This is a genomic window from Ktedonobacterales bacterium, assembly GCA_036557285.1.
Classification (GTDB): Bacteria; Chloroflexota; Ktedonobacteria; order Ktedonobacterales; family DATBGS01; genus DATBHW01.
Genome location: DATBHW010000022.1, coordinates 21432 through 37500, shown reverse-complemented (window position 1 = coordinate 37500; position 16069 = coordinate 21432). Strand labels below are relative to the sequence as shown.

Here is a 16069-nt window from a genome sequence, read left to right as displayed (position 1 = left end):
ATTCAGGTCACTGAGCCTTCATTCGGGCAATAACCGCATCGGCCACCTGCGATGTTCCCACAGCGGTAGAATCATCCGGGCGCGGCTTCAGGTCATAGGTAACAGATTTGCCCTCGGCAATGACCCCGGCCATCGCGGCCTCCAGGCGATTGGCAGCATCCTTCTCGCCCAGATAGCGCAGCATCAGCACACCGGAGAACATCATCGCCATCGGATTGACTTTGTTCTGCCCAGCATACTTGGGTGCGCTGCCATGCACCGGCTCAAAGACCGCGTAATCAATCCCGATATTTGCGCCGGGGGCCACACCCAGGCCGCCAATCAGCCCAGCCGAAAGGTCCGAAAGAATATCACCATAGAGATTGGGCAGCACCACCACATCATAGAGTTCCGGCTTCTGCACAAGCTGCATGCACATATTATCCACGATCCGGTCCTCAAACTGGATGTCGGGATAATCCTTCGCCACCTCCTGCGCAACGGACAGGAAGAGACCATCCGAGAACTTCATAATGTTGGCCTTATGGACTGCCGTCACCTTCCTGCGATTATTGGCGCGGGCATAGTCAAAGGCAAACTTCACAATGCGGCGGCTGGCAGGCACCGAGATGAACTTGATGCTGATGGCCGACTCCTCGCTCAAATGCGCCTTGGTCGTGCGCTCGATAAATGCGAGCAGTTCAGCCATCTCTGGCGAGCCTTTTTGATACTCAATGCCGGCGTACAGATCCTCGGTGTTTTCGCGCACAATGATGAGATCAACGTTCTCATAGCGCGAACGCAGCCCCTGATAGGACTTCGCCGGACGCAGGTTAGCATACAGGTCCAGGCTCTTACGCAGGGCCACATTGGCGCTGCGAAAGCCCTTACCAACTGGCGTGGTGATCGGCCCCTTCAGCCCGACCTTGGTCTTCTTAATTGAAGCGATCACCTCATCTGGCAGCACAGTGCCTTGCTTCTCAAAGACTTCCAGCCCGGCCTGATGCACATGCCAGGTAAACTGAACCCCTGTAGCCTCCAACACGCGCCGGGTGGCCTCGGTAATTTCCGGCCCGGTGCCATCGCCGGGGATGAGCGTTACATCGTACGGCATCCAATCCTCCCTATGAAAATCAAAGCGTTTACTAGGGCGGGCGCTGCTACTGGGCTGATAGGCTCGGTAACGCGATCTCACGCGCCCGTCGTCACACCATTGGGCGACGGCGGAACGGTCAACAAGAACGGAGCCGCCATGCTCAGAGTGTATCACTGAGGGATTATAGCATAATCCTCTTTGCGTTGCGTCTCGCCAATTACGCGCATGCAGCGAGTGATCGCTGGCAAGCCATGCGCCCTCAATGGCGAAAAGCCCTGATCGCCCAGATAGACACAAGGGAAGCGAAAAGATGAAGCGACCATTTACAGCGGATAGACCGTGAAGTCGCTGAAATTCGCCAAATCGAGAACATATCCGTCCCCCACAAAGACCCCAACGTGGCCGACGCCTGGAGTAGTTGCGTGATAGACAGCTACGAACGTGTCATTGACATAGCAGATATACTGGTTGCCTCGCATCAACACCGTCAGGCGATTGGGCGCGCCTGGCCTGGTATCCGGGGTATCGGTGCGTATCAAAATACCTGGATCGGCGTCGTTTGGTCCCAGCGCGCAATAGCCATCCAGATCGATCCTGAATACCACCTGTGCCCTGGCAGAGAAATCTGTATGCAGGATCAGCCCGAAGTCAGCATACCGCTCGCCATTCGGGAAACGCGCGGTGACTTCCACGGCTGCGTCCCCATACACGGCAGGGGTCGTGGCTTCGAGGGGGATGTCGCTCGCAAGCTGACCAGACAGGCCAATCCGCTCATGGAAGCTGTCTGGAGCGATGACAGCGGCATAGTAGAGGGGCCGGTGGGAGCGCGCCTGCGCGAGCAAGGAGGCGTACTGGTGTGAGCGATATGCCTGGACGCCCCAGGCTGCAAAAGGAAGCAGGGCCAGCAGCGCCAGTGGGGGAATGGCGAGAGACCAGCGGCGTAACCATCCAGAGAGGCGCTGAGGTGGCCGTTCGTTGAGATCAGCCAGCGTGGCGCGCGCCGTCTCAGCCGTGATAACTTGCCTGCTGAATTGGTCGGCTATACGCTCGATTGGGTTCCTGGCGCGTTCCTCAGCCGCTGCTGAAAGCGTTCGCAGCGGGAGTCCGGTGCGCGTCACGATCAGGCGCACCAGACGTTCATGGGCGATTTGCTCGGCGGACCTTACCTGTTGTGCAAACCTGGGAGGCACGACCACGCCCCAAGCGAGCGTGGCCTCTGGCGCATCGAGGACAAAGATGCGCCAGTCCTGCCAGAAGAGCGAAGACCGCCGCTCGTAGTCGAAGGTATAAAAGGCGCGAGCGTCCTGCCAGGCCAGATACCTCGTGCGGCGAGGACCGCGCCAGTGCAGCGGCTTCCATTGTAGCCCTTGCTCATCCACCGTGATCGTGATCTTCTTGAGCACCCGCTGCCGTGTCCAGGCAATCAGAAACCCACCAATAGCAAGAGGCACGAGCATAAGAGTGAGAAGGTCCACGAGCAGAAGTTGGTTGAGAGCAGCAAGGGCAAAGATCACCAGAAATACGGTGGGGGCGCCACCGTCGATGGCGATCTCAGCGGAGAGAGGGCTGGCCTGCATCATCTCTTTCAGTCTGCGAAGCGGACCCAGGCGGGTAGGACTGGTGGGGAGGTCTCCGCTTTCCAGGAGCGTTGGCTGCGGCGCTACCAAAGGGGCAATAGCCTCTTCCCCAGCCCGCGCTGCCTGGCGCAAAGCCAGTGCTCTTGTTATCTCCTCCCGCAATGTGGCGCGCTTGTGGAAAGGGGCAAGACCGGAGAGGATAAGCGTTGCGGGGATGAAGCCCAACATCAGGAGGATGAGCAACGACTCAACGTTCCAGTAGCCCTGCCATTGGCCCGTCTCCTTCCACGTCCAAAGGGTAAAGCATCCAACCATGCCCGATACCAGAGAGGCCAGGAGACTATACACGAATAAGCAGCGGCGCATGCCTGTGTTCAGTCTGTTGACCTGCTCCAGATCAGGGAGACCTGGGATGGTCAGCCCCTTGAAGAGAGCGGTATTGTTCATAGTACCCCTTCTATGCAGCGGCTCGCACTGGATTGTCCTGTGCCTGGGAACGGATGGAGTCTCAGGCGCGCATTTGTAACGGCGGGTATGTGATAGTTTAGGGCGCATAGGGCGCCTGCTGGTGCAGATTGTAGCTCATCGAGTAAGAATGTGAAAAGATCAGCCACAGATCAACATTGACAGCGCAGCGGCGGCGTGCTATCCTACCAGGGCATTGCCTGATTCGGGAAAGCAACTCTGAGACCGCGTCTATTTCGATAGATCGCTCAATCTGAGGAGAGGAGGTGAAGGGTATATGGTGAAAATCCGCCTCATGCGCACTGGCATGAAGAAGGCTCCATCGTATCGAGTGGTCGTGGCTGATGCACGCTCGCCGCGCGATGGCCGCATCGTTGAAAATATTGGTTGGTATAATCCGCGCACCGAGCCATCAACGATTGTTATTGATGAAGAGAAAGCACTGAAATGGCTGTCGGTTGGCGCACAGCCGACAGATTCTGTTCGCTCGCTCCTTGAACGCACTGGTATTAACGCCAAGTTCCAGCAGAAAAAGAGCGCCAGGGCATAAATGATGCGCTCCGGTTCTTCAGAGGGCCAGAGCCTCGGCCTGGCCCAGAGCAGAAAGCTTCAAGACCATGCGTAAGCTGATCGAATACATTGCCCGATCATTGGTTGATCACCCCGAAGCCGTCCAGGTGCGCGAAGTTCGCAATGACCGCGCGGTGCTGGCGCTTGAACTGCGCGTCGCGCAAGAAGACTTCGGCAAGGTCATTGGCCGCCAGGGACGTGTCGCCAAAGCCATGCGCAGCCTGCTGCGCTCCGCTGGCGCCAAGCAGGGCAAACATACATCGCTTGAGATTGATGAGCGGCCACCCCTCCACGCCCCCTGAACCCGCGCCTGCTGCCGGACACCGACGCCAGCGCCAGGAGCCAGCAGAGGCAGAGGAAGCAAGCGAAGAATGGGTCACAATCGGGCGCATTGTGGCCCTTTTTGGCCTGCGCGGCGACGTGAAGGTGCTTCCCCAGACCGACATCCCGAATCGCTTCAACCAGCTACGCGAGGTCTACCTCGGCCCTGAGCATCAGCGCCGCCGCATCAGCAAAGCCAGCCCCTACAAGGAAAATATGGTCTTGCTGCGTCTGGCTGGCATTGACAGCGCCAACGCCGCCGAAGCGCTCATCGGCCAGGTGATTAGCATTCCACTCGCGCACCTCCCCACGCTTCCGGCAGACCAATACTATATTCACGACCTGATCGGCCTGCGTGTCGAGTCCCTCAGCGGCCAGCAGTTGGGCGTGATTACTGACATCCTGACAACCGGAGCCAATGATGTCTATGTCGTGCGCGAAGCAGGCACCGGGCGGGAAGTGCTGGTACCTGCGGTCAAGGAAATGGTCAGGCGCGTAGATATTGCGGCAGGGGTCATCGTCATCACCCCCATTCCTGGCCTCTTCGATGATCGCTTCGAGGAAGCCCGCTAATCACCAGAACTATCGTCGGAAACGTCTCCCACAGTGGCTGAAGCGGCGGGAATCTGTTCTAACGCTTCCAGTACCGCCTTGGGGTCCAGCGCCTGCTTAAAGAAGACGACCGGCCCAGGCAGCGCATCCAGCCGCTCACGCTCGCGCGCGCCCACATGCAGTTCTGCGTTCAGCGCCACGATCAGATCGCTGCGCCCTGCCGCCGCCAGTTTGGCAAACTTGCGCCGCAGATACTCTGGCCGCCAGTAGCCGACAATCTCCAGCAGCGCCGTGCGCCTATCCTCTCGATGCCGGAAGCGAAAATCAGGGATCAGCACCATCTGTCCCAGGTGAATAATTTCTGTCTCGCGCTCAAGCCGCCAGGGGCTATCCAACCGCTCAAAACGCTCCGCAAACGTGCGCTCCAGCGCCGAATCATAGAGCGGCTGATCTTTGTAGTGCGAAACCAGCGTCGTCGTGGCGCTGGACAGCGCCAGCCAGCGCGTTTTGCCGCCCGGCTCCTGGAGTTCGGCCTTCATGCGCCACTTCGTACACCACAGCAGCGCGGGCAGAAAGACGGCCATATCCAGGCCGTAGCGCGTGGTGCAGTGCAGCACGCTGGCCGGACCATCCAGTTCGATCTCGTAGCCACGATCAGGGTCGCCGGTAATCTGGTGAATCAGCCGGTGAAACTTGATCAACCGGAAAAGCTGTTGATAGCGCGCCGGGATATTGCGCTCAGCCACCAACTGCATGCGGATGCAGCGATAGAGCGTTCCCTGCGCCTGCGCCAGATTGTAGCGTTCCAGCAGCCAGCGGGGGGTCGGCGCATCGAACGAAAGCAGGCGCTGCTGATCGCGCCGGTCAGCGAAGAGTCCGGCGGCAATCTCCTCTGCCTGCACGTCGCGCTCCAGTTCAGCCGAGAGCGCGGCTGCCACTTCAGCATGAATATCCAGCGCCGTTATTGGCGTCAGCATGCTGGGCGCCAGGCTCAGCGGATGCTGCTCAGCCGCAGCGAGGAAGACGCGCCGCCGCAGTTCCAACGATGGCAGCGGCGTTGGCGGCGGCGCAAACTCGGCGCGCTCATCTCCAAGCAGCTTGACCAATCCGCGTGGGATGCGGAAGGCTGGCGAGACGCCCACAAAATCGGCCAGCGCCGCGTTCAGGACTTCGCGCGGCTGTCCAACGTGCCGGGTGAAAAGTTCGATCAGCGCCTCCGCCAGCCGTACATTGGCCTGGTCTTCCGGGTCCAATCGAAAGGGCGATACATGATCGCCCTCACGCTTTGCCAGCACGAGATCAGAGGTCAGCATACTGCCCGTTCTTTCTACAGGCTACATGAAAGGCCAGCGCCCTACTTCCAGTGACGCATGGGCAACCCCGGAACGGGAGAGCGAAAGGTCGGTAGTTGGCTCAGCGCCAGCGAACCGACATAGACGGTTCGCAGGTCGGGGCCGCCGAAGTTGACGCTCGTCACCAGTTGCAGCGTCTGCCCAACGGTGGCCGCCATATCCGCCGGACTGGCCTCCCCGGCGGCAACTTTGTCCTCGAAGCTGGACAGCAGCGGCTCGTTCGCCTCCTCGAAGACCACATGATAATCGCCGTCGGGCGTGATAATCCCGACGCCATTGCGCAGCACCGTCGTCACCCAGATATTGCCATCCTGGTCAAAGGCGAAGCCATCTACCGCCGCGCCAAGGCCCAGACTCGGCGGGCCAACGATCTCTTTATCCGTCAGGCTGCCATCTGGCTGCACGCGGAAGCGGATGATATGGTTTTTCATCGTCTCGGCCACATAGAGGTATGCTTCGCTGGCATCGAGGCGAATCTCGTTGGTAAAGAAAATATCATCGCGCACGATGCGCGGCCCCTTCTCATCGAGCAGCGCGATGTAGCCATCGGGTCGCGGGCTGGCGGCGGCAGGCCACCAGTGGGATTCGCGCGTGGAGAAAGCCATCCACAGCCGGTTTTTGCTATCGAGGAACACATAGTTGGCGCACGTCACCGGAACGCCATCAATCTCCGTCAAAAACTCTTCGGTCCGGCCATCGGGATACAGTTTTTGGATGGTACCCGTACCAATGTTGGCGATCAAGAGCGAGCCATCATCTGCCATCGCCAACCCATTCGGCTCACCGCCTAGCCCGCCAAAAAACTGCTGCTCTCCGCTGGGAGCGATGCGCGTCACGCCGCCGCGCCCATCCGACACCCAGAGCGTGCCGTTGGGCTGAGCCAGCACTGACTCCGGGCGAACCAGATCATGACCCGTAAAAGTGAGATCACTGAGTTCGACGCGAAATTCCTTGATCGGGACGGTACTCATCGTTTGCCCTTTCTGCGCTGCTAAAGATAGCTCTCTTACTCCGACTCCGGTTCTTTCTGCTGTGGTTCTGGTTCAGGATCTGCTGTTGTCGGCTGTCCGTCCAGACTCCAGATGTCCGTTTCGTAAGACACGCCCGACTCGGCAACCTTTTTTGAGCGGCGGACATCAATGCCAAGCTGGTCCCAGCGTCGGCGGCCCTTGAAGGGCTTCACCTTCCCCTCGTCAGGTGGTTCATGGCCTGTGCGTTTATGCCCGGCCTGATACGCCGGATTACGCCCGCGCCGCCGCGCCGTCCCTTCCTCGCTGGTCTGCCGCGCCACGACTTCATACAACACTGCCTGGCGCTTTTCAGGGCTGCGGCGCAGAATCCGCCCCAACCGCTGCACCGCCTCACGCACCGAGCCGCTCCCCGATAGCAAGATGCCCACAGCAGCGGCAGGCACATCAATCCCCTCATCCAACACATGCGAAGCTACCAGCGCCCGCAGCTTGCCGGTGCGAAACAGCGTCATCCACTCGGTCCGCTCGCGGGCAGGCGTCTCATGAGTGATGACCGGCAAGAGAAAGCGGGCCGAAGCCTCATACGCCGTCGCGGTATCATCGGTGAAAACCAACACCTGCTCGCGCGGATGCTGTTGGAGCAGTTCCGCCAGCACCGCCAGCTTTGTCTCAGCGCCGCGAGCCAGCAAGCGACGCTCGTGATGCGCCAGCAGTGCCCGGCGTCCCTCGGCGCTGCCCGCGCTGGCCCGCAAGAACATCTCCCAGCCGCCCGGAGCGCCCAGCTTGATGCCGCGCCCTCTTAAAAAGGCGTCGCGTTCTACCGTCAGTTCCTCGTAGCGCACACGCTCCTCATCCGTCAGATCAACCGCAATCCGCCGAATCTCATAGGGGGCCAGGGTATCGCCCTGCAATTCATCAGCCGTCCGGCGATAAACAATTGACCCGACCACTTCCGTCAGGCTGGGCGGCAGTTCTCCATCGCTGCCCTCCGGTGTCGCTGACAGGCCCAGGCGCAGGGGCGCCAGCAAAAACTGCGCAGCCTGCGTATAGGTACTGGCCGACAGCCGGTGGCACTCATCAAAAATGACCAGCCCCCAGCGGTTGCCCCAATGGTCGAAGTGACGAAAGGCCGAATCATACGTCGCTACAACCAGATCGTGATCGGCGTCCAGCAGACCATCGCCCATGATCCCGACTGGCAGAGCAAAGGTCGCCGTCAGGACTGAGTGCCACTGGCGCAGGAGTTCGCGTGTATAGACCAGGACGATTGCCGGACGTCCGGCAGCCGCCAGCGCCAGCGCCCCCACATGCGTCTTGCCCGCGCCCGTCGGCAACACTACCACACCGCGCATCCCGCTCTGCTTCCAGGCTTTGAGCGCCTCGGTCTGATGGGCATAGGGACGCTCAGGAGCGGCGACCAGACGAAATGAAGTTGGCGCGTAGAGCGGCGCCTGATCGAACAGCGGTATATCTGCCCGGCGCAGCGCCAGCACGACCTCACGATAGTGGTAGGCAAACGCGCGATACGCGCCAACGCGGCCATCAAAGACGCAGCTTGCCGGAAGCCAGGCTGGTCTCCCGCCAGGATGTTTGTCAGCAGGTGTGGGGAGACCTTCGATCAGCAGCGTGCCACGCTCGAAGCGCAGGCGCACCGGCTGATCGACGGGTGGAGCAGATGGCAGGGAAGCAAGCCGTTCAGATGTTGTCTGGTCCATGCGAACATTCTGCGCTATTCAAGCAAGCCTATTGGTTTCTTGCCCTTACAACATCGGCAAAATCAGGTACCTTCATTGTACCCCTGCCCAAACATTTGTACAAGAGCCAGCATCATCGCGCAATAGAGTCCGGCCAGCACGCGCACCAGATCAAGCACAGGCGCCTCTTCAAGTGGCTCGATCAATCTTCACCTTCCCTCATTTGTGTGACGCTCCCACTCCACATGGTTCTGCCAAAAAGCGGGGCCGCCTGTAGCGCCGCCGTCCCGGCGGCAGGGGGCTGCGAGGCGGTGTACCTGTAGCGCCGCCGTCCCGGCGGCCAGCGTTGGCCTGCTGGCGCCGTGGCCCGGAGGGCAAGCGTTCGCCCTGGCGCAGCGTCCAGCCGCCGGGACGGCGGCGCTACAGGTGGCGAGCCGCCGGGACGGCGGCGCTACAGGTGGCAACCCCCGATAATTGGTGGAACCACTCTACATCACACTCTGGCACGCGCAGAGCAGACGTGATACAATGCCCCTACTATTCTGATTGCGACACCGACGGGAGGCGGCCTGGAGCGGCGCCGACAGCAATCCTCTGGCAAGAGAGGAGCATGGCAGCATGTATCGTTTCAAAACATTCCATAGTGGGGATTGCAATGGCGACTTCCAATTGCTCGAAGCCACGATCAACGCCTGGATCGAGACGGACCACCCACGCATCCGCTTGATGAGTCAGACGCCCATCGGCAATCAGATCCTATTCAGTTTTGTGTTTGAGATCATTTCAGAGGTTGATGATCAGCCGGCCATTGCAATCGCCGCCGTTCCAGAAATCTTTCAGGACCGGCTGGAGGATACGCCGCTTGACCCCAATGACCCACCACCAATCTCAGGCGATCCCCAAAAGGCGAAATAATCACGCTCCCCAGAATCCAACGATGAGTACAGCACACACCGTCTACAGCACTCCCGACGGAGGGATAGCCGAAGAAGCCCGCCTGCGCGCCATTGATTATACTGGCCGCCCGCTGGAACGCAGCGACCTGATCCCCCTGCCCGCTGGCGCGACACTCTCTATGCTGCCACAGCGGCTTGCCTGCGGCCTGACGAGTGACGGTCGGCGAGCGAGCATTCCCGCAAAAAAAGGCTGGGCGCTGGCCGCGCTCCTGCCCATCGGCTATACGCGCACGCATCTTCCTGCCTATACGAAAACCCTCGAAACCGAGCCGCTGCCGTTCTTTGGCTATACCGCCGTCGCCGCCATGAACGGCCAGATGTACGTCGCCGCGCTCGCCACCGATGACCCGCGCAAATGGCATCCCGATGCCTATAACCGCAAAACGCTTCAACGCCTGGTAGGGCAGCGCCTGGCCGCCGATCCTGAAAATCGCGTGCTGGCGCATCACGCGCACTGCGCGCTGGATTACGCCTGCCCCACCGCCAGTAACCTCTTCTTCGGGCGCTGGGAAGGCGCTGTGGCCGTCTCGCCTGGCTGCAACGCACGCTGCATCGGCTGCATCTCCAAACAGGATGAGGAAAATCTCGTTTCGCCACAAGATCGCCTGACCTTCATCCCAACCGTTGAGGAGATCGTCGCTGTGGCCGTCGCCCATCTGGAACACGCGCCGGACGCCATCTTGAGCTTTGGGCAAGGCTGTGAGGGTGAGCCGCTGCTTCAGGCGCGGCGCATCGAGCAGGCCATCCGCGCCATCCGCGCCCGCACCGCGCGCGGCACGCTGAACATCAACACCAACGCCAGCAATCCGCGCGCGCTTGGACGCCTCTACGATGCCGGATTGGACAGCCTGCGCGCCAGCACTATTTCCGCCGTCCCTGAAACCTACGACGCTTATTATCGCCCCATCGGCTATGGCTTGCAGGAGGTCAGGCGCTCGTTGATCCTGGCCCGCGAGGCTGGCGTCTATAGCGCGATCAATTTCCTGCTCTTCCCTGGACTGGCCGATGCTGAAGATGAGGTTGAGGCCATGATCGCCTTCCTGCGCGAGACAGGCGTGCGTCTTGCGCAGCTACGCAACCTGAATATTGACCCGGAGGTCTTGCTGCCACGCCTGCCTGCCCCGCGTGGCCGCCCTCTTGGCATGGCGGCCATGATCGAGACGCTGCGCCGTGAACTCCCCGATCTGCGCATCGGCAACTTCAGCATTCCCATTCAGCGCGCACAAGGGCCAGCGCATTTTGCCTGAGCAGAGGCGCAGGGCAGAGGTGAGACATGCCAGACCCAACGGATCGCAATGGGAACCAGGGAGAAACCGGACCGGATGGGGCGCCGCAGCGGTCAGGCGCACCCAGCCTGGCAAGACTGCTGCGCCCGCTGCAACACCCGATGCGGCGCATCGCTGTGGCCGCCTGCCTCTTGCTTCTGCTCCTGCTCGCGCTGGTGACTGGCGCGCTGCCGCCGTTCCAACGCAGCGCGCGCTCACTCGCCTCCCCTACAGCGCCTGCACGCCCGTCTGAGACGCCGACACAACCGACAGTCACGCCAGGACCGGAGGTGTGGGCCTCTCTGGAGCAGCGCCCGTTCCATCTGCCCACCCTGGCTCCGGGCGCGGCGTGTCCCCTCATACCGGCCCGGCACATCTCACCGCAATACGGTCTGGCGCTTGGCGCTGGACCCATGTATGCGGTGGGCTTTGACCCAGATGGCACGCTGTCGGCAGCGAATGCAGCGCAGTTCGGCGCGGGAACCAGCGCGTGGGGGGGAGCGAACCTATTGTGGGTGATAACTTCTGGGAATAGTGGGCCGGTCGTGATACGTGGCCGCCAGATTGATGGCCCCAACGGGCTGCGCTTCAACGGCGGCCTGGATCAGGACTATGAAGACTGGAACGCCGCGCCCCTCCTGCCCGAACTGCGCCTGCTCTGGTCGGACCAGGCAGGCTCTTGGGGTTCTTATGTCCGTCTACAAGCGCCAGGCTGCTATGCCATGCAGATTGATGGCGTGTCCTTCAGCGAAGTGATCGTGTTTCAAGCGGTTATGGATGCGTGAATGAGCGATCTTGTTTCGCTCGCTGGCCTGCCACCTGCTCATAGACCGCGAGCATCTGCCCCGCGCATACCTCCGGGCGGAACTGCGCCGCCCGCTGGAAGCCACGCGCGACCAACTCTCGCCTCAGCGGCTCATCTTCAACCGCGCGACGCAGCGCCGCCGCGAACGCTTCGGTATCATCGGCATCCACCAGCAGTGCCGCATCTCCGGCGACTTCCGGCAGGCAGCTTGCATTGTTGGCGACCACCGGCGTCCCACAGGCCATCGCCTCGATCATTGTCAGGCCAAAGCCCTCATGTTTGGATGGCAGGGCAAATACCCGCGCCCCGGCATAGAGCGCCGGAAGGTCTTCATCGGCTACTCTTCCCGTCATGCGAATGCGCGCGGCAGCAGGCGATTGCTCGGCGTCACGCACAATTTCCGCAGAGGCTCCGCTGATGCCACCGACTAACACAAGCTGGAAGTCCGGTAGCTCCGACGCCAGCCGCCCAAAAGCGCGGATCAGCGCGCTCACATTCTTGCGCGCGTGCAGCGTACTCACAAAGAGGATGTATTGCTCACTCAGATGATAGCGTTCTCGTGCCTGGACAATCCGCTCAGGCGCAACGGAAGCCTTGAATTGATCGTCAATGCTGTTATAGACCATCTCGATGCGCTCAAGCGGCAGATGCAGTTCTCGAGCAATCTCCTGGCGGGCATGCTGTGAGACGGTCACGATGCGCGCTGCTCGTCGGGCGCTGGGCAAGGCTACATAGCGCCAGTAATAGAGGCTGGCCCGCGACATCTGCTCCGGCAGAGCGAGAAAAGCCACATCATGCAGCGTCAGCACTACCGGCCCACGCCAGAGCAGCGGGCTTGCCAGGCCAGGGCTATGCAGCACATCCGGGCGCAAACGCCGCAGCGTCAGCGGCTCCAACACCTGATGCTCCAGCAAGACCGCGTCGCGCTGTAAGATCGGGATGGGCGCGTGGACGATCTCAAAGCGCTTATCCCTGGCAAAGTGCGCATAGCGCCCCGGACGGCCCGTCAGCAGCAGATAGCGGTGATCGGTAGGCACTTTTTGCAGACCCTGTAAGAGCGCCAGGCTCGCTGTATACATGCCATCATCCAGCCGCTCAACTGCCACCAGATCAAAGGCGATATTCATCGCGTGTCCTCAGTCGAAGGTCTATGTTTGCTGCGTTATAGCAGCCTGATCGTTTGTTCGGGCTGATCGCCCCAGGCGAGCGCGCGCCGCTGCCAGCGCCTGATCGGGCGTAATCGCCTTCATACAGACAGGGTTGAAGAAGCGACACTCCGCCCAATAGCTGGCGTCGTAGCAGGGGCTGCACCAGATGCCCAACCGCAGCACCGTCGCTTCTTTGCCCGCTGGCCCGCTGAGAACGGGGTCCGTCGGGCCATGAATGGCAACTACCGGCGATCCCACCGCTCCAGCCATATGCAAGGGGCCGCTGTCGCCGCTGATCACCAGATCACAGCGCGCCAGCAGCGCGGCAAGCTGCGGGATCGTCGTCTTGCCGGTGAGATCCAGCGGTGCCTGCTGCATGCGCGCCGCTATGGCTGCGGTAATCTCGGCGTCGCTGGCGGCTCCCGTCAGGACCACCTTCGCCCCAAGCTGTGTCATCAGTTGGTCGGCCAGCGTCGCCCAGTGGGGAATCGGCCAGCGTTTCGCCAGCCCATTCGTCGCCCCGGCATGCGCGGCGATGAGCAGATCGCCCTCCTGCACGCCGTTGGCCGCCAGGAGCGCCTTGACATCCGCTCTGGCCTGCTCGCTGACCACCAGCGCGGGCGCGCGCTGCCCTTCCTCAATGACGGCGCCTGCTGCCCGCGCCAGCCCGGCGATATACTCCACCTCATGCTGGCGAACGCGATAGCGCCCCCCCGGCACAGGATCGGTCATGAAGAAGGGGTACGCCTCATCTCGATAGCCCAAGCGCCGCCGCGCCTTGCTGAAAAAGGCGAAGACGCTCGCCCAATCTCCGGCCAGGCTCAGACACAAATCATACTGCGCGGCGCGCAGATCGCGCAGCAAGCCCAGGAACGCGCGATAACTGCCAGCAGTCAGGAATGCGTTGGGGCGACGCCAGATATTAGGATCATAGGTCACGATACGCGCAATGGCCGGATCATACTTGATCACCCCGATATTCGGCGGCAGGATCAGCATATCAATCTGCGCCGCCGGATAAGCGCGGCGCAGCGCGTGCGCCGCTGGCAGCGAGAGAATCACGTCGCCCATCAGGTCTGTGCGAATCAGCAAAATCCGTTTGGGGGCAAACGTCGCAGGCGTCAGCGGCGGCATCACCCGTCCCAGGCGGCCCAGGCGCGAGACCAGGCCAACCGTCCCCAGACCATAATAGATCGCTCGCTGAAGCGCGGGCTTGATGAGACGATGAATCAGCAGTGTCCGTGTTCGCCGCAGAAACGAGGGCCGTATATCATACCCAACCATACCCATAGAGAGCGACTCCAGATCAGGCTTTTTCTTCTTGCTTTGCCATGCGTTGATTCAACAGCGCCTCAGCCGCCGCTAAGACCTCTTCAACAGAGAGAGAACGGACACAGGGATGCGCGGGTAACTCTTCTGGCGACCAATCAAGACGCCCGCAGGGAATAGCCGCGCATCCGGCGCAGGGCTGCTGCGCCTGCACGATCTTATGCAGCCTGGGTTCGCCCCAGGGCGCAAAGACGCGCGGGTCCGTCGGGCCATAGAGGCGCACCGTCGGTGTGCCCTGCGCCGTCGCCAGATGCAGCGGCCCGTTATCCACGCCCAGAGCCAGGTCGGCCCGCGCCAGCAGCGCCGCGAGCCTGCCAACATCGGTCTCGCCGATCAACGTCAGCGCGGGCTGCCTCATCTGCGCCCTGATGCCCTCCACCTGCTCGCGCTCGCCTGCGCTGCCTGTCAGCACAATACGAAGGCCATGCGCGCGGGCCAGGGCATCGGCCACACGCGCCCAGGAAGTTGTCCCCCAGAGCTTTACCGGCGCGCCCGTCCCTGGATGAATGACTACCAACCTGTCGCGCCCGCTCATATCTGCCTGCGCCAGCCGCTTCTGTACCCAGGCGCGCTCCTCATCGGTGGGCGCAAACTCCAGCGGCGGCTGCCCCTGAACGGGGGCCACGTTATCTAATTGATCTAATTGGGCTACCTGCTCAGCCGATAATTTCCTTGTCGTCGTGCTGCTGCCAGACCCATCTTTTGCCAGGAGCGCCGCTGCCCGAACCAGCCGCAGATTTTGCCTGACGGCATGTTCGCCAGCGCGCAGCGGCAGCGCCCAGGTCAGGAAGGGCGTTTGCAAATCAGCGGCATAGCCCAGGCGCAGCGGAATCCCTGCCAGATAGATCAGCCAGACGCCCCACCAGAAATCGGGACGCAGGACTATTGCCAGGTCATAGCGCCCTCTACGCAACTCTCGCGCCAGCCGCCACAGCAGCCGGTATGGCTCCAGCGCGCCCTGCGTCTCGCGGCGAAAGCCCGGAAAAGCGCAGGTCTGTATCTCATCGAGAGAGGGGTTACGCGCCACAATCTCACGAAACCAGGGACCAATCAGATAGGTAATATGCGCGTCCGGCAAAGCGCGCCGCAGTTCGGACAGGGCGGGCGTCGTAAAGAGCATATCGCCCAGGTGATCGGGGCGTATCAACACTACTCGCCGAACCTCGCGCACCCGCGCCTGCGGCGGCGGGCGCTTGCGGTCCCCTGCGGGGGGCAGCCCTTGCGGAAACTGGGTTTCCGCATTCTCGCTCGCTGCGCTCGCTCGCGGGCTGCCACCGGATTCCCGCACTCTCGCTCCCCTTGGTCGCTCGCGCACCCGCGCCGACCTGAACCCGTTGCGCGCGAAGCCGATAGCCAGCGCCAGCAGCAGCAGGCATCTGCGCGCCAATCGCCTCACGCCTCGCGCTCCGTTCCTGCTGCGTCGTCGCTCGCAGCGGCGCTCGCGCTGTCCTGGGTTGGCGCTGGTCCGATAGCGAAGAGCAGGTCTCCCTCGGCGGCAACGTTCCCTTCCACCGACACGCGCGCATGTCCCTTGCCGATGCCGCGTCGGATAGCCGCCAGCGTCACCTCAATGGTGAGGGTATCGCCAGGCGTTACCTGGCGCTTAAAGCGCCAGCCATCCAATCCCGCCAGGAAAGCCAGACGCCCCTGATATGCTGGCTGGCTCAGCACAGCTACCGCGCCCACCTGGGCCGCCGCCTCCGCAATCAGCACGCCCGGCATAACCGCGTACTCAGGAAAATGCCCCTGAAAAAACGGCTCATTGTTGGTCACATGCTTGAGGCCCACAGCGCGGTCTGCGCTGAGTTCAAGCACGCGATCAACCAGCAAAAACGGATAGCGGTGGGGAATAATCCGCCGAATTTCTTCAGAGCTTAGCACAGATGGCTCCTGCTTCGCAGAGATCAAAGCGCCGCCAGAATGCAGCGCGCCAATGGCATCATTATAGCATGCGCTGGCGCTGCATGAGCAATCCATTGTTTACCAGCG

16 protein-coding genes are annotated in these 16069 nt (G+C 61.6%); 6 read left to right on the top strand and 10 right to left on the bottom strand.

The genetic code is table 11. The annotated features are described in order from the left end of the window. Nucleotides 1-7: 7 nt before the first annotated feature. Together VH599_07670 and VH599_07665 are read right to left on the bottom strand one after the other, a co-directional pair. Entirely contained in the window at nucleotides 8-1093 is a 1086-nt protein-coding gene (locus tag VH599_07670; protein ID HEY7348186.1) for an isocitrate/isopropylmalate dehydrogenase family protein, read from the bottom strand. Between the two features lie 305 nt (nucleotides 1094-1398). Next, entirely contained in the window at nucleotides 1399-3099 is a 1701-nt protein-coding gene (locus VH599_07665; protein ID HEY7348185.1) for a hypothetical protein, read from the bottom strand. Between the two features lie 295 nt (nucleotides 3100-3394). On the opposite strand from VH599_07665, the gene rpsP reads away from it, so the two are divergent. From rpsP to rimM, 3 genes are all read left to right on the top strand, one after another. Beyond that, nucleotides 3395-3667, top strand: coding sequence for a 30S ribosomal protein S16 (gene rpsP, locus VH599_07660; GenBank protein ID HEY7348184.1), 273 nt, complete (start codon nucleotides 3395-3397; stop codon nucleotides 3665-3667). A gap of 67 nt (nucleotides 3668-3734) precedes the next feature. After that, a complete protein-coding gene (locus tag VH599_07655) occupies nucleotides 3735-3989 on the top strand; it encodes a KH domain-containing protein (protein ID HEY7348183.1) in 255 nt (84 codons plus the stop codon). After that, a complete protein-coding gene (gene rimM, locus VH599_07650) occupies nucleotides 3961-4581 on the top strand; it encodes a ribosome maturation factor RimM (protein ID HEY7348182.1) in 621 nt (206 codons plus the stop codon). Before VH599_07655 ends, rimM begins: the two co-directional genes overlap by 29 nt. Here the strand turns inward: rimM and VH599_07645 are convergent. From VH599_07645 to VH599_07630, 4 genes are all read right to left on the bottom strand, one after another. After that, nucleotides 4578-5873 (bottom strand): DUF790 family protein, encoded by a 1296-nt coding sequence (locus VH599_07645; protein HEY7348181.1) that lies wholly within the window; start codon nucleotides 5871-5873, stop codon nucleotides 4578-4580. The genes rimM and VH599_07645 overlap by 4 nt on opposite strands. Nucleotides 5874-5914: 41 nt before the next feature. Then, entirely contained in the window at nucleotides 5915-6883 is a 969-nt protein-coding gene (locus VH599_07640; protein HEY7348180.1) for an SMP-30/gluconolactonase/LRE family protein, read from the bottom strand. Between the two features lie 35 nt (nucleotides 6884-6918). Beyond that, nucleotides 6919-8598, bottom strand: coding sequence for a DEAD/DEAH box helicase family protein (locus VH599_07635; GenBank protein HEY7348179.1), 1680 nt, complete (start codon nucleotides 8596-8598; stop codon nucleotides 6919-6921). A gap of 62 nt (nucleotides 8599-8660) precedes the next feature. After that, the gene (locus tag VH599_07630; protein HEY7348178.1) at nucleotides 8661-8783 is read right to left on the bottom strand and encodes a hypothetical protein; all 123 of its coding nucleotides are present in this window, start codon (nucleotides 8781-8783) and stop codon (nucleotides 8661-8663) included. A gap of 412 nt (nucleotides 8784-9195) precedes the next feature. On the opposite strand from VH599_07630, the gene VH599_07625 reads away from it, so the two are divergent. The 3 genes from VH599_07625 to VH599_07615 are packed head-to-tail and all read left to right on the top strand — an operon-like array spanning nucleotide 9196 to nucleotide 11583. Beyond that, on the top strand, nucleotides 9196-9492 hold the full coding sequence (locus VH599_07625) for a hypothetical protein (protein HEY7348177.1): 297 nt from the start codon (nucleotides 9196-9198) through the stop codon (nucleotides 9490-9492). A 22-nt stretch (nucleotides 9493-9514) separates the two neighbouring features. Next, complete coding sequence (locus VH599_07620) at nucleotides 9515-10780, top strand: radical SAM protein (GenBank protein ID HEY7348176.1); 1266 nt, start codon at nucleotides 9515-9517, stop codon at nucleotides 10778-10780. Between the two features lie 26 nt (nucleotides 10781-10806). Beyond that, nucleotides 10807-11583 carry a hypothetical protein gene (locus VH599_07615; GenBank protein ID HEY7348175.1) on the top strand — a complete coding sequence of 259 codons (777 nt, stop codon included), beginning with the start codon at nucleotides 10807-10809 and terminating at the stop codon, nucleotides 11581-11583. Here the strand turns inward: VH599_07615 and VH599_07610 are convergent. Genes VH599_07610 through fabZ form a run of 4 tightly spaced genes read right to left on the bottom strand, consistent with a single transcriptional unit; the run spans nucleotide 11570 to nucleotide 15961 of the window. Further along, nucleotides 11570-12730 carry a glycosyltransferase family 1 protein gene (locus VH599_07610; GenBank protein HEY7348174.1) on the bottom strand — a complete coding sequence of 387 codons (1161 nt, stop codon included), beginning with the start codon at nucleotides 12728-12730 and terminating at the stop codon, nucleotides 11570-11572. The genes VH599_07615 and VH599_07610 overlap by 14 nt on opposite strands. Nucleotides 12731-12751: 21 nt before the next feature. Then, nucleotides 12752-14041 carry a lipopolysaccharide heptosyltransferase II gene (gene waaF / locus VH599_07605; GenBank protein ID HEY7348173.1) on the bottom strand — a complete coding sequence of 430 codons (1290 nt, stop codon included), beginning with the start codon at nucleotides 14039-14041 and terminating at the stop codon, nucleotides 12752-12754. Between the two features lie 16 nt (nucleotides 14042-14057). Continuing rightward, nucleotides 14058-15467, bottom strand: a complete 1410-nt coding sequence (locus VH599_07600; protein ID HEY7348172.1) for a glycosyltransferase family 9 protein — start codon at nucleotides 15465-15467, stop codon at nucleotides 14058-14060. Nucleotides 15468-15472: 5 nt separating this feature from the next. Further along, entirely contained in the window at nucleotides 15473-15961 is a 489-nt protein-coding gene (fabZ, locus tag VH599_07595; GenBank protein HEY7348171.1) for a 3-hydroxyacyl-ACP dehydratase FabZ, read from the bottom strand. Between the last annotated feature and the right edge of the window lie 108 nt (nucleotides 15962-16069).

Bases quoted from the DNA above. Each gene is read 5' to 3' on its own strand.
- VH599_07670 (HEY7348186.1), bottom strand. From the start codon at position 1,093: ATGCCGTACGATGTAACGCTCATCCCCGGCGATGGCACCGGGCCGGAA.
- VH599_07640 (HEY7348180.1), bottom strand. From the start codon at position 6,883: ATGAGTACCGTCCCGATCAAGGAATTTCGCGTCGAACTCAGTGATCTC.
- VH599_07665 (HEY7348185.1), bottom strand. From the start codon at position 3,099: ATGAACAATACCGCTCTCTTCAAGGGGCTGACCATCCCAGGTCTCCCT.
- VH599_07635 (HEY7348179.1), bottom strand. From the start codon at position 8,598: ATGGACCAGACAACATCTGAACGGCTTGCTTCCCTGCCATCTGCTCCA.
- waaF (HEY7348173.1), bottom strand. From the start codon at position 14,041: ATGGGTATGGTTGGGTATGATATACGGCCCTCGTTTCTGCGGCGAACA.
- VH599_07655 (HEY7348183.1), top strand. From the start codon at position 3,735: ATGCGTAAGCTGATCGAATACATTGCCCGATCATTGGTTGATCACCCC.
- rpsP (HEY7348184.1), top strand. From the start codon at position 3,395: ATGGTGAAAATCCGCCTCATGCGCACTGGCATGAAGAAGGCTCCATCG.
- VH599_07645 (HEY7348181.1), bottom strand. From the start codon at position 5,873: ATGCTGACCTCTGATCTCGTGCTGGCAAAGCGTGAGGGCGATCATGTA.
- VH599_07610 (HEY7348174.1), bottom strand. From the start codon at position 12,730: ATGAATATCGCCTTTGATCTGGTGGCAGTTGAGCGGCTGGATGATGGC.
- VH599_07620 (HEY7348176.1), top strand. From the start codon at position 9,515: ATGAGTACAGCACACACCGTCTACAGCACTCCCGACGGAGGGATAGCC.
- VH599_07625 (HEY7348177.1), top strand. From the start codon at position 9,196: ATGTATCGTTTCAAAACATTCCATAGTGGGGATTGCAATGGCGACTTC.
- rimM (HEY7348182.1), top strand. From the start codon at position 3,961: ATGAGCGGCCACCCCTCCACGCCCCCTGAACCCGCGCCTGCTGCCGGA.
- VH599_07615 (HEY7348175.1), top strand. From the start codon at position 10,807: ATGCCAGACCCAACGGATCGCAATGGGAACCAGGGAGAAACCGGACCG.